The 12,148-nt window shown below is 46.5% G+C and carries 11 protein-coding genes; 7 read left to right on the forward strand and 4 right to left on the reverse strand.

All coding sequences use genetic code 11. From position 1 onward, the window contains the following. Nucleotides 1-162: AAA family ATPase (locus ACMJ0U_RS09225; RefSeq protein WP_417129683.1), on the reverse strand; the 162-nt coding region annotated here is incomplete at its 3' end. 294 nt (nt 163-456) lie between these two features. Here ACMJ0U_RS09225 and ACMJ0U_RS09230 point away from each other — a divergent pair. After that, the gene (locus ACMJ0U_RS09230) at nt 457-1,617 is read left to right on the forward strand and encodes a serine hydrolase domain-containing protein (RefSeq protein ID WP_417129674.1); all 1,161 of its coding nucleotides are present in this window, start codon (nt 457-459) and stop codon (nt 1,615-1,617) included. A gap of 147 nt (nt 1,618-1,764) precedes the next feature. Further along, nucleotides 1,765-3,318 carry an ATP-binding protein gene (locus ACMJ0U_RS09235; protein ID WP_417129675.1) on the forward strand — a complete coding sequence of 518 codons (1,554 nt, stop codon included), beginning with the start codon at nt 1,765-1,767 and terminating at the stop codon, nt 3,316-3,318. Between the two features lie 40 nt (nt 3,319-3,358). Here ACMJ0U_RS09235 and ispE read toward each other — a convergent pair whose 3' ends face one another. Beyond that, nucleotides 3,359-4,183 (reverse strand): 4-(cytidine 5'-diphospho)-2-C-methyl-D-erythritol kinase, encoded by an 825-nt coding sequence (gene ispE, locus ACMJ0U_RS09240; protein ID WP_417129676.1) that lies wholly within the window; start codon nt 4,181-4,183, stop codon nt 3,359-3,361. Between the two features lie 102 nt (nt 4,184-4,285). Between ispE and dnaB the strand changes: the two genes are divergently transcribed. The 5 genes from dnaB to ACMJ0U_RS09265 all read left to right on the forward strand — a co-directional run bounded on the left by dnaB (nt 4,286) and on the right by ACMJ0U_RS09265 (nt 9,776). Continuing rightward, nucleotides 4,286-5,848, forward strand: a complete 1,563-nt coding sequence (dnaB, locus tag ACMJ0U_RS09245; RefSeq protein WP_417129677.1) for a replicative DNA helicase — start codon at nt 4,286-4,288, stop codon at nt 5,846-5,848. 101 nt (nt 5,849-5,949) lie between these two features. Then, nucleotides 5,950-8,412: a phenylalanine--tRNA ligase subunit beta gene (gene pheT / locus ACMJ0U_RS09250; RefSeq protein WP_417129678.1), complete on the forward strand. Its 2,463-nt coding sequence runs from the start codon at nt 5,950-5,952 to the stop codon at nt 8,410-8,412. A gap of 13 nt (nt 8,413-8,425) precedes the next feature. Continuing rightward, nucleotides 8,426-8,653 (forward strand): hypothetical protein, encoded by a 228-nt coding sequence (locus tag ACMJ0U_RS09255; protein ID WP_417129679.1) that lies wholly within the window; start codon nt 8,426-8,428, stop codon nt 8,651-8,653. Nucleotides 8,654-8,691: 38 nt separating this feature from the next. Further along, nucleotides 8,692-9,429, forward strand: a complete 738-nt coding sequence (locus tag ACMJ0U_RS09260; RefSeq protein ID WP_417129680.1) for a YebC/PmpR family DNA-binding transcriptional regulator — start codon at nt 8,692-8,694, stop codon at nt 9,427-9,429. 107 nt (nt 9,430-9,536) lie between these two features. After that, nucleotides 9,537-9,776, forward strand: coding sequence for a TIGR03905 family TSCPD domain-containing protein (locus ACMJ0U_RS09265; RefSeq protein ID WP_417129681.1), 240 nt, complete (start codon nt 9,537-9,539; stop codon nt 9,774-9,776). Between the two features lie 82 nt (nt 9,777-9,858). Here the strand turns inward: ACMJ0U_RS09265 and ACMJ0U_RS09270 are convergent, their stop codons facing one another. Both ACMJ0U_RS09270 and ACMJ0U_RS09275 read right to left on the reverse strand, forming a co-directional pair. Further along, entirely contained in the window at nt 9,859-11,196 is a 1,338-nt protein-coding gene (locus ACMJ0U_RS09270) for a DUF3667 domain-containing protein (RefSeq protein WP_417129682.1), read from the reverse strand. Nucleotides 11,197-11,397: 201 nt separating this feature from the next. Continuing rightward, entirely contained in the window at nt 11,398-12,099 is a 702-nt protein-coding gene (locus tag ACMJ0U_RS09275) for a Crp/Fnr family transcriptional regulator (protein WP_417129684.1), read from the reverse strand. Nucleotides 12,100-12,148: the final 49 nt, after the last annotated feature.

The following is a 12,148-nucleotide window of genomic DNA, read 5'->3' on the forward strand; positions in this document are numbered from 1 at the left end:
ATCATACGATGGATGGAATTGAACAAACTCATATTCAGCTCCCATCTTGTCCGCAATTGCTTTAGCTAAATACGTTTTCCCCGTACCGGGTGCTCCCGTCAGAATGAGATTTTTATTTGCTTCCAGTAGTTGGATATAGTAGTCTAGATTTTTTTCTTCCATATTTCATAGCTGTTTGATAAAATATAGTGGGTAATGATGACCCGTAAAATAGTGGAAACAAAGTTAGAAAAAAACGTAATAATTCGAGAGATATTAATGGTTATTATAGATGTCATTTGTTGTTAGGCAAGGTTATTCCAGAGATTTTTGTTAAGTTTGTGGATACAGTAAATTTCACTTCAGGTGAAAAGCCTGGACTATCCAATAGGCATATTGTTTTTTGAGGAAATATAGAAAGGAAACATATCCTTGCGATAGTCTTAATAATTTGTGCGGTTTTTACAGAATACCCCTATGAAAACAAAAGAGAAAACCATTCTCCGCCTGCTCATTGCCCTGGCAGTGGTAATAGGCGTGGTGTATGCTTCGTTGCCCTACTACGCCCGTCAGGCACTCATTCACTGGATGCCCGTCATTGACGACTTGGAAACCTTTCACCGGCACACGGTACACCACAACCCCGATGACGTGTGGTACTGGCCCCTTTCTGTTGATTATAACCGCTACCAACTGACAGAAAAAGATTCGCACTATCTGGACAGTTTGCGCACCGTGTCCTTCCTCGTTATCCGTCGTGACAGCATCGTCTTCGAAAATTACCGTGACGGGTGGAACGACACACTGACCTCAAACATCTATTCTGCTACAAAGACCATTGTGGGACTGCTGGCAGGTATTGCCCTTGACGAAGGAAAGATTCATAGTCTGGACGACCCTGTAGCGCGTTATATACCTGCCTATACAAAAGGAATGCAGGCTGATGTCACCCTGCGCCATTTGCTGACCATGAGTGGCGGCATGGCGTGGAATGAGGCGTATGCTTCGCTCTTTTCTGTTACGACGCACGGTTATTACGGAAATGATCTTTACGACTTAGTGACGGGGCTGGAGGTAGTTGACCGCCCCGGTGTGCAATATTCCTACCGTAGTGGTGAGACGCAATTGTTAGCTTTCGTTATTGAAGCAGCTACCGGGCAAACACTAAGCGACTATGCCGAAGAGAAGCTCTGGCGTCCGATGCAGGCCGAACGGGATGCCTATTGGTTGCTGGACAAAAAAGACGGTGACGAAAAAGCCTTCTGTTGTTTCCATACCATGGCCCGCGATGTAGCCCGTTTCGGAAGCCTCTTGTTGCATCGTGGCAATTGGCGCGGTCGCCAACTGGTATCCGAAGCCTATATGGACGAGCTGATGCGTCCTGCTTCGTACCTGAAAGACCAGTGGGGTAAGGATTCACTCAACTATTATGGTTTCCAGACGTGGGTGATGGATTATCACGGTATGCGTTGCCCTTACATGCGCGGTATGCTGGGGCAATACATCATCGCTATTCCCGACCTGGATGCCATCGTCGTGCGCCTGGGCCGTAAACGTTGCGATGTATATAACCGTGAGATTACGACCGACATTACACGGTATATGGATATAGCTATGAAGATACTAAACGGAAAATGATGCGTGCTGTCAGATTACTGGTAACTGGCGTTATGGCACTATGTGCGAATGTTTTTTCTGTAGGGTTGTTATTGAGCCATTCTTTGTTTTGCTGGGTTATTATAGAGATTTTTTGTAAGTTTGCAGAAACAGTAAATTTCATTTCAGATGAGGAACATGATTTATCCGGTAGGCATACAGAGTTTTGAAGAGATACGGAAAGGAGACTATTGTTATGTCGATAAGACCGCACAGATTTATCAGTTGGTAAAAACGGGTAAATACTACTTTCTGAGCCGTCCGCGACGCTTTGGGAAAAGTCTGCTTATATCTACGTTGGAAGCTTACTTCCAAGGGAAAAAAGAACTTTTCCATGGCTTGGCTATGGAAACTTTGGAAAAGGAATGGACTACGTATCCTGTATTGCATCTGGATTTGAATGCACAAAAATACGATACGCCGGAAGCGTTGATTCATGTACTGGAGGAAAATCTACAGTACTGGGAAAGTCTTTATGGGGCTTCGGAGAGTGAAATAGGAGTAGCCCGCCGTTTCAACGGGGTGATTCGCCGTGCGGCCGAAAAAACGGGGAAGAATGTGGTGGTACTGGTGGATGAGTACGATAAGCCCATGCTCCAGGCTATTGGCAATGAAGCGTTGTTGACCGAGTACCGTAATACGTTGAAAGCCTTTTATGGGGCTTTGAAGTCGATGGATGCATATCTCCGTTTTGCTTTGTTGACTGGTGTGACAAAGTTCAGTAAAATAAGTGTGTTCAGCGATTTGAATAATCTGGAAGACATTTCCTTGCAGCAGGCTTACAATAATTTGTGCGGTATTACTGAGCAAGAATTACTGGAAAACTTTGAAGAAGGAATCCGTGTGTTGGGGCAACACAATGAGATGGCGTATGAAGAGACTTGTAAAAGCCTACGGCAATGGTATGACGGTTATCATTTTTCCGGTCATGCAGACGGTCTTTACAATCCGTTCAGTCTGCTCAATGCCTTGAAAAGTCGGGAATTTGGAAGTTATTGGTTTGAAACGGGCACGCCGACTTTCTTAGTGGAACTGCTTTTACGCAGTCGCTATGATTTGCATCGTCTGACGGAAGAATTGGCCACCGCTGACTCTTTAAGCGGTATTGATACAATGGAGACGAATCCCGTGCCTATTCTATATCAGAGTGGCTATCTCACCGTAAAAGGATACGACAAGCGTTTTCGTACATATACCTTGGGCTTTCCTAATCGGGAAGTGGAGGAAGGATTTATCAAGTTTCTCTTGCCTTTTTATTCGGCTACATCAAAAGCTGATTCGGCATTTGAAATTGTCAATTTTGTGCATGAGGTAGAAAATGGAAAAATTGATGCTTTTATGCGTCGTCTCCAGAGTTTCTTTTCTGATACGCCTTATGAGCTGGTGCGCGATTTGGAACTGCACTATCAGAATGTATTGTTCATCGTATTCAAATTGTTGGGCTTTTATACACAGGCAGAATATCACACTTCGGAAGGTCGTATTGACCTTGTGGTGAAGACGGATAAATACATCTATGTGATGGAGTTTAAGCTAAATGGTACTGCGGAGGAAGCGTTGAAGCAGATTCATGATAAGCATTATGCTTTGCCTTTTGCTTCGGATACACGCAAACTTTACAAGCTTGGTGTCAATTTTAGCTCTGTTACACGGGGCATTGAGAAGTGGCTTGTAGAATCCTGATCCACTGACTTTAAGGTGTAGAAAAAGAACCGGACTTCAATCAGTCCAGTTCTCTCTGACGGCAAAAGCATCCGCCGAATTTCTCGTCCACGTTCTCCACCCGTTGGCGGAAGATGCCGTAGACCGATGAGCCGGAACCGCTCATGCTGGCATAAACTGCTCCTAAGTCATACAATTCGTCCTTGATGGCGGCAATCTCCGGATATTTCAGGAACACGCTGTCCTCAAAATCATTCTTCATGTTGTCCTTCCACGTTTCTACGGGCTGGCTGATGATGTCCTTCAATGACACTTCCGGCCGGCGGGGGGTAATGTGAGCAAAGGCATCGCGCGTAGATACGAAGATGTCCGGTTTTACCAGCACCAGATAGAAACCAGAAAGAGATACACGAATCGGCTCAAACACGTTGCCGATACCTGTGGCAAATACCGGCTGGTTGCGGATAAAAAATGCACAATCGGCTCCTAAGCGGGCGGCGTAGTCTTCCATCTCTTCCAGGCTCAGTGCCAGACGGAATTTCTCATTCAATAGCTTGATCATGAATGCGCAATCAGACGAACCGCCTCCCAGTCCGGCACCCGTAGGAATGTGTTTGAACAGGTGAATGTCGATGGGTGGTATTTCATGGTCTTTTTTAAGTAATTCGTAAGCTTTTATCACAAGGTTGTCTTCCGGCTTTCCCTCAATGGCCGTACCCTTTACGTGAAGCGTATAAGGAGCATCGTTCTTTTCTCTTCGTGTCACTTCCAGTGCGTCTTGCAGGTGGATGGGGTAGAAAATGGTTTCCAGGTTGTGGTAACCGTCGGGACGTTTTTCAATAATATTCAGGCCAAGGTTTATTTTGGCATTCGGAAATGTAATCATAGTGTCATTTGTTTTTTCATTGTTCAAATATAGCAGAAAGTTTCGAGAAAAACGGGAATCACGGAAAAAATCGTATCTTTGCCCCACTTAAACGAAAACAAAATGGCAGAACCGAGAAGAAATACACGTGTGGCAAAGACGGCCAAGACCAAGCCGATGGATGAGTACGGCCACCTCCAGCCTCAGGCTCCCGAATTGGAAGAAGCCGTGCTGGGTGCGCTGATGATTGAGAAGGATGCGTATTCGCTGGTGAGCGAGATTCTCCGTCCGGAGTCGTTCTACGAACATCGGCACCAGCTGATTTATGCGGCCATCACCGACTTGGCTATTCAACAGAAACCGATTGACATCTTGACCGTGGCCGAGCAGTTGCGTTCGCGCGGCAACCTGGAAGAAGCGGGCGGACCGTTCTACATCACCCAGCTGAGTGGTAAGGTGGCTTCGTCGGCTCACATCGAGTACCATGCCCGCATCATTGCCCAGAAGTTTCTGGCACGTGAGCTGATTTCTTTCACGAGCAACATACAGACCAAGGCGTTTGACGAGACGCAGGATGTGGACGACCTGATGCAGGAGGCCGAAGGAAAGCTCTTCGAAATTTCCCAGCAGAACATGAAGAAGGACTACACGCAGATTAATCCGGTCATTCAGGAGGCTTACGAGATGTTGCAGAAGGCGGCGGCACGTACCGACGGTTTGAGCGGACTTTCGAGCGGATTCCATCAGTTGGACAAAATGACATCCGGCTGGCAGAACTCCGACCTGATTATCATCGCGGCCCGTCCGGCCATGGGTAAGACGGCCTTCGTGCTTTCCATGGCCAAGAACATGGCGGTGAACAGCAAAGTGCCCGTAGCCTTGTTTTCGCTTGAAATGAGCAACGTGCAGCTGGTAAACCGTCTGATTGTGAATGTCTGCGAGATTCCGGGCGAGAAAATCAAGAGCGGTCAGCTGGCACCCTACGAGTGGGGGCAGCTCGACTATAAGATAAAAGAACTCTACGACGCACCGCTTTACGTGGACGACACGCCCTCTTTGTCCGTGTTCGAATTGCGAACCAAGGCACGCCGTCTGGTGCGTGAGCATGGGGTGAAAATCATCATCATCGACTACCTTCAGCTGATGAACGCCAGTGGTATGTCGTTCGGAAGCCGTCAGGAAGAGGTCAGCACCATTTCGCGTTCGTTGAAGGGACTGGCCAAGGAACTGAACATTCCGATTATCGCGCTGAGCCAGTTGAACCGTGGAGTAGAGAACCGTGAAGGTATCGACGGAAAGCGCCCGCAGTTGAGTGACCTCCGTGAATCGGGAGCCATCGAGCAGGATGCCGATATGGTGTGCTTCATCCACCGTCCGGAATACTACAAGATTTATACCGACGAGAAAGGAAACGACCTGCACGGCATGGCCGAAATCATTATCGCCAAGCATCGTAACGGTGCCGTGGGCGACGTGCTGCTCCGTTTCCGTGGCGAATATGCCCGTTTCCAGAATCCCGACGACGACATGATTGTGCCAATGCCGGGCGAAGAAAAGAAGGCTCCGGTGCTCCGTTCGAAGATGAACAACGGCGGTGGGCAGGACTTTGTGCCGCCTCCACCGACAGAGATACCTCCTGTGTCAGATAATCCGTTTGGTGCGCCTGTGCCCGATGTACCGTTCTGACGGTTTTTGCCTAAAAATATTTTTTGTCTTATCTCTTATGTCCCAAATATGTATTAACTTTGCGCATCATTGTTTGGGAAATTATAAAATACTATTACAATATGAATATTTCTTATAACTGGCTGAAAGAATACGTCGACTTCGACCTTACTCCGGACGAAGTGGCAGCCGCACTGACTTCCATCGGTCTGGAAACCGGGGGAGTGGAAGAAGTTCAAACTATCAAGGGAGGATTGGAAGGCCTGGTAGTAGGCGAAGTGCTGACCTGCGAACCGCATCCCAATTCTGACCACATGCATATTACGACCGTCAACCTGGGACAGGGCGAACCTGTGCAGATTGTGTGCGGTGCTGCTAACGTGGCTGCCGGACAGAAGGTTATCGTAGCTACGTTGGGCACAAAACTGTACGATGGCGACGAATGTTTCACCATCAAGAAGTCAAAGCTCCGTGGCGTGGAATCAAACGGCATGATTTGTGCCGAAGATGAAATCGGCGTGGGCACAAGCCACGAAGGTATCATCGTGTTGCCTGCCGATGTAGTTCCGGGTACACTGGCTAAGGATTACTATAACGTGAAGAGTGAATACGTGCTCGAAGTGGACATCACTCCGAACCGTGCCGATGCCTGCTCGCACTACGGTGTGGCACGCGACCTCTACGCATGGCTTATCCAGAACGGTCATAAAGCTACGCTGAAGCGTCCTTCAGTAGATGCTTTTAAGGTAGACAATCACGACATGAACATCGATGTTGTGGTGGAAAACACCGAAGCCTGCCCGCGTTATGCCGGAGTGGCTATCAAGGGAGTAACGGTGAAGGAAAGTCCCGAATGGTTGCAGAACAAGCTCCGCCTTATCGGTGTGCGTCCTATCAATAATATTGTCGATATTACCAACTACATTGTGCATGCTTACGGCCAGCCGATGCATTGTTTCGATGCCGACAAGATTAAGGGCGGCAAGATTGTAGTGAAGACTTGTGCCGAAGGAACACCGTTCGTTACACTGGACGAAGTGGAACGCAAATTGTCCGACAAGGATTTGATGATTTGCAACGCGGAAGAACCGATGTGTATTGCCGGTGTGTTTGGAGGTCTGGATTCAGGTACTACCGAAGCTACTACCGACGTGTTCCTGGAAAGCGCGTATTTCCATCCTACGTGGGTGCGTAAGACTGCTCGCCGTCACGGATTGAGCACCGACTCTTCTTTCCGTTTCGAACGTGGTATCGACCCGAACATCACTATCTATGCTTTGAAGGAAGCTGCTCTGTTAGTGAAGGAACTGGCCGGAGGTGAAATTGCTTCTGACATCAAGGACAATTACCCGAATCCGATTGCCGATTTCGCGGTAGAACTTTCATATAATTATGTAAATTCACTGATTGGAAAGGAAATTCCGGCAGAAACGGTGAAGAGTATCGTGACCAGTCTGGATATGAAGATTGTGGAAGAAACAGCTGAAGGCCTTTCTTTGCAGATTCCTCCTTACCGTGTAGACGTGCAGCGTCCGTGCGACGTGGTAGAAGATATTCTTCGTATCTACGGATATAACAATGTGGAAATCCCCACAACCCTGAAATCAAGTCTGAGTGTGAAGGGAGAAGTGGATAAATCGGTGAAACTCCAGAATCTGGTGGGCGAACAGCTGGTGGGTTGTGGATTCAATGAGATTCTGAACAACTCCTTGACGGCTGCTGCTTATTACGACGGACTGGAAACTTACAAGCCGGAAAACCTGGTGCGCCTGATGAACCCGCTGAGCAACGACCTGAACGTGATGCGTGCTACCTTGCTCTTTGGTGGTCTGGAAAGCATCCAGCACAATGCCAACCGCAAGAATGCCGATTTGAAGTTCTTCGAATTTGGTAACTGCTATCATTTCCATGCAGAGAAAAAGAATCCGGAAAGGGTGCTGGCTGCTTATTCGGAAGAGTTGCACATGGGCTTGTGGCTGACCGGAAAGCGTGTGAGTAACTCATGGGCTCATGCTGACGAAAATGCTTCAGTTTATGAGTTGAAAGCATACGTGCTGAACATCTTCCGCCGTCTGGGCGTGAACTTCGGCGGACTGGTATTCGGTAACCTTTCTGACGACATCTACTCGGTAGCTATTTCTGTACACACCCGTGGCGGTAAGTTGCTGGCTACCTTTGGTGTGGTTTGCAAGAAGATTCAGAAGGCGTTCGACATCGATAATGAGGTTTATTATGCCGATCTGAACTGGAAGGAACTGATGAAAGCCATCAAGGGTAATGCGGTAAGCTACAAGGAAATCTCCAAGTTCCCGGCTGTGAAACGTGACCTGGCGCTGTTGATTGATAAGAAGGTACAGTTTGCAGAAATCGAAAAGATTGCCTACGAAACTGATAAGAAACTACTGAAGTCAGTAGAATTGTTCGACGTGTACGAAGGCAAGAATCTGGAAGCAGGCAAGAAGAGTTACGCAGTAAGCTTCATGTTGCAGGACGAGAATGCGACACTGAACGACAAGCAGATTGACAAGTTCATGCAGAAGCTTATCGGTAACCTACAGAATAAGTTGGGTGCTGTATTGAGGTAAAAAACGAAGTACCATGAAGTACGATATCAAGCCCGACTATCAAATTAAGTTTAAGAGAAAATGCCTGTCAGCGTTTACTATAAGCCTGTTTTTGGTTATTCAGGCTGTAAGGGTGCTGTGGGATTTCTCCTCCAATGAAAATTGGAAAAACATTGTCGCTTTGATTGGTGGCTTAGGATGTTTGATAGTGGCTCTTGTCGCTTTATGGAAATATCGGAAACTCATTCAGAAAGGTGATTAAGATTTTATTTAAAACAACATATTAAAACTATAAATCCAATGGGAAGAGCGTTTGAATATAGAAAAGCAACAAAGCTGAAAAGATGGGGTCACATGGCTAAGACCTTCACTCGTTTGGGTAAACAGATTGCTATTGCAGTAAAGGCAGGCGGTCCGGAACCGGAAAATAACCCGACTTTGCGTTCGGTTATCGCTACTTGTAAGCGTGAAAACATGCCGAAGGACAACATCGAACGTGCCATCAAGAACGCGATGGGTAAGGACCAGAGCGAATACAAAGGCATGACTTACGAAGGATACGGTCCTCACGGAATTGCTGTATTCGTGGATACACTGACTGATAACACCACTCGTACTGTAGCTGACGTACGTTCTGTATTTAACAAGTTCGGCGGTAACTTAGGAACTACGGGTTCACTGGCTTTCTTGTTCGACCACAAGTGTGTGTTTACTTTCAAGAAGAAAGAAGGTATCGATATGGAAGAACTGATTCTGGACTTGATTGACTACAACGTAGAAGACGAGTTCGATGAAGATCCGGAAGAAGGAACCATCACTATCTATGGTGACCCGAAGAGCTATGCGGCTATCCAGAAGCATCTGGAAGAATGTGGTTTTGAAGATGTCGGTGGTGATTTCACTTACATCCCGAACGACCTGAAAGACGTGACTCCGGAACAGCGTGAAACTATCGACAAGATGGTAGAGCGTTTGGAAGAGTTCGATGACGTACAGACCGTATATACAAACATGAAACCGGAAGAAGACGCTGAATAAGCTTTTTCTTGAAAGATAAACGGGACGGAGTATCCGGCCGGAATAAACCGGCAAGTGGTGCTCCGTTCTCTTTTTTTATGTCTAACCCGAATAGAATATGGATGGCGATGAAATATAGTTATCGTACGATGGGAACATGCAGTTCTCAGATTGATTTTGAGGTTGAAGATGGCGTATTGAAAGGTGTGCGTTTTATGGGCGGTTGCAACGGAAACTTGAAAGGAATCTCAGCCTTGGTAGAAGGCATGAAGGTGGATGAGGTGATTGCTCGTCTGGAAGGTATCCGTTGTGGTGGGAAACTGACTTCCTGTCCCGACCAGCTCTGCAAGGCTTTGCGGGAAATTTAAGTGAGGGATATTGAAGCAGAGAGCACTCCTGGGAAATGAATGTCGTTTCTCGGGAGTGCTCTTTTTATGAGAATATTTGATATTAAAATTGCTCGGAAAGAGTGGAGAGCAGGAATACCAGCAGTACAGCCGCAATGGCCAGTGAAATGAAGGTAAAGACAGCCAGGAAAATAGTTGTCTTGACAAATGTGCGTATCCATCCTCGGTGGTATACCGTGTGCAGGGAAATGTAGGTATACACAAACATGCCTGCTACGAAGATAAGGAGAGTATACATCGGCATGTCTCCCTTAAACGATTCCATAAAAGTGTCGCTTGTCAGCACGGGTACCAGCGGGATAGGGATCAGTATCAGAAACACGGTGTTCAGGTGGATGGCATGCACGAAATGCCACATGTAAGGAAATCTGGATTTCCGGAACATGCCTTGCAGGAGCCAGGCAAACAGGGGAAGAAGGAACATCATGTAGAGTGGAGTCCATTTGGACAGGTCTCCAAAAAACTGATTGAGAAAGGATTCCTGACGAAGTTGCTGCGCCTCATCGTTGTGATCTTCTTTCCATTCGTATACGGGAGTAAGGGCGGTACCGGTAGAGTCTACCTGGAAATGGCGTGCGGCTTGCAGGGATTCAGAGGTAATATCTTCTTCCTTGACCAGTTCATCCAAGTACTCATCTTTTATTTTTTTGAGATTAAGAATGGTATTCAGGTCTTTTTGGCGGAGAGTTGTCTCATGGAGGCAGGAATCGGCTACGATTCGGGGCATTCGCACGTAGGAAAGAGAGAAGCGGTCGTCCAGTTGTTGTACATTGAACAATTCCTCGGCCTTTTCTACTCCTCTTTCCTGAAAAGCTTTCACTAACTCGGGGCCTTGGTATACATACACGTATGTATCGGGCAGGGTAGCAGACGATTTGAGCTGTGCTACGATTCCGTCGTTGATATTGAGGGAGCTTACGGCCTGCAATGCCTGATTGGCTTTGTCAGAAGCTATCATAAAGAAGAGGGTAAAGAAAACGACGGAGATACACATATAGAGCCGGAAGGGATGCACGTAGGAATTGATTTTTCCGGCGTTGAATTCGTTGGTCAGGAATCCGGGACGGGTGAACATCAGCCACAAGGTTTGCCAGATTTTGCTATCAAACTGATAGACATTTTCAATGTATTGTCTGAGGTATTTCCAGAAAGGCTGGTAGATGTCGAGGGCATATTGTCCGCAACAATGGCAATACATTCCCTCTAACTTGGTGCCGCAATTCTTGCAATAGGTGTACCCGGGTATGGTCTTTTTACGTATTCTCCGGAGGCGTTTCAACTCGATGAGGCGCATTACCCGGCGCTTTCGTTCTTTCAGTCTTTGACGCATCCGGGCGAAAGGAGTCTTGTGGTTTTCTTCTTTGTGTGTGGTATTTTCCATGTCAGTAGAAATGTGATATAAATGATATTTTGACACAAAAATACGTCCGCAAAATGAATTTGGCAAGTTTTTATGAGGAGAATTAAAAACTCTGGTATTTGGATTAAGGAAATATAAAAGTGATATTGTTTCTTCTGAGGTGTGAATCGCAGAAACAATATCACTTTCTGTTGAACAAATACGGGATTTATCTCCGTGTGCTTATCCAATCTTGCTTATCTTTTTCAGTTTTTCTTCGTCGATGAGCTTGATTTTTCGTCCGTCGATGATAATCAGTTTCTCGGCCGCAAAGTTTGACAAAGTACGGATGGCATTGGAAGTAGTCATGTTCGAAAGGTTGGCTAAATCCTCCCGGGAAAGGTAGATGCTCAGTGTGCAATGGTCTTCTTCCATGCCATATGTTTCCTTAAGGAATAGCAAAGATTCAGCCAGTCGCCCACGTATGTGTTTCTGGGTTAAATTTACTGTTCTTTCATCCGAAATTCCAAGGTCTTTAGACAATTGCTTAATAAAGAACATGGCGAGGTCTGCATTTTCCAGAATCAGTTGGGTAATGATCGGCATGGGAATCAGACACATGGTACATGGTTCGAAAGCTGCGGCTGCGGTAACAAAATTTTCCTTGGCGAAATAAGCACGATAGGCAAAGTACTCTTTGTCCTTTATTACTCGGATAATCTGGCTTCGTCCTCCCACACCGTCCTTGTAAATCTTTACCTTTCCGCTCAGCAGGCACATCAGGTTTTCGGGGGTCTCACCTTCGCAATAAATTGTTTCGTTTTTTTTGTATTTCTGAATCGTAAAGTTCTGTGCCAGCAGTTCGCGTTGTTGCTGTGTCAATGGTTGCCATAAATCTGGTATACTTTCGGCAATCTCAGCTTCTGTTAATTCCTTTTTTACCATAAAATGTTCCAAAACCATGTTATTAAGCACAAAGATACGAAGAAAAATT

The organism is Phocaeicola sp. (assembly GCF_048170425.1).
Taxonomy (GTDB): domain Bacteria; phylum Bacteroidota; class Bacteroidia; order Bacteroidales; family Bacteroidaceae; genus Phocaeicola.

What these genes read in the sequence shown, in the direction of transcription:
- dnaB (WP_417129677.1), top strand. Translation starts at nt 4,286, where the DNA reads ATGGCAGAACCGAGAAGAAATACACGTGTGGCAAAGACGGCCAAGACC.
- ACMJ0U_RS09235 (WP_417129675.1), top strand. Translation starts at nt 1,765, where the DNA reads ATGAGGAACATGATTTATCCGGTAGGCATACAGAGTTTTGAAGAGATA.
- ACMJ0U_RS09270 (WP_417129682.1), bottom strand. Translation starts at nt 11,196, where the DNA reads ATGGAAAATACCACACACAAAGAAGAAAACCACAAGACTCCTTTCGCC.
- ispE (WP_417129676.1), bottom strand. Translation starts at nt 4,183, where the DNA reads ATGATTACATTTCCGAATGCCAAAATAAACCTTGGCCTGAATATTATT.
- ACMJ0U_RS09275 (WP_417129684.1), bottom strand. Translation starts at nt 12,099, where the DNA reads ATGGTAAAAAAGGAATTAACAGAAGCTGAGATTGCCGAAAGTATACCA.
- ACMJ0U_RS09255 (WP_417129679.1), top strand. Translation starts at nt 8,426, where the DNA reads ATGAAGTACGATATCAAGCCCGACTATCAAATTAAGTTTAAGAGAAAA.
- ACMJ0U_RS09260 (WP_417129680.1), top strand. Translation starts at nt 8,692, where the DNA reads ATGGGAAGAGCGTTTGAATATAGAAAAGCAACAAAGCTGAAAAGATGG.
- ACMJ0U_RS09265 (WP_417129681.1), top strand. Translation starts at nt 9,537, where the DNA reads ATGAAATATAGTTATCGTACGATGGGAACATGCAGTTCTCAGATTGAT.
- pheT (WP_417129678.1), top strand. Translation starts at nt 5,950, where the DNA reads ATGAATATTTCTTATAACTGGCTGAAAGAATACGTCGACTTCGACCTT.
- ACMJ0U_RS09230 (WP_417129674.1), top strand. Translation starts at nt 457, where the DNA reads ATGAAAACAAAAGAGAAAACCATTCTCCGCCTGCTCATTGCCCTGGCA.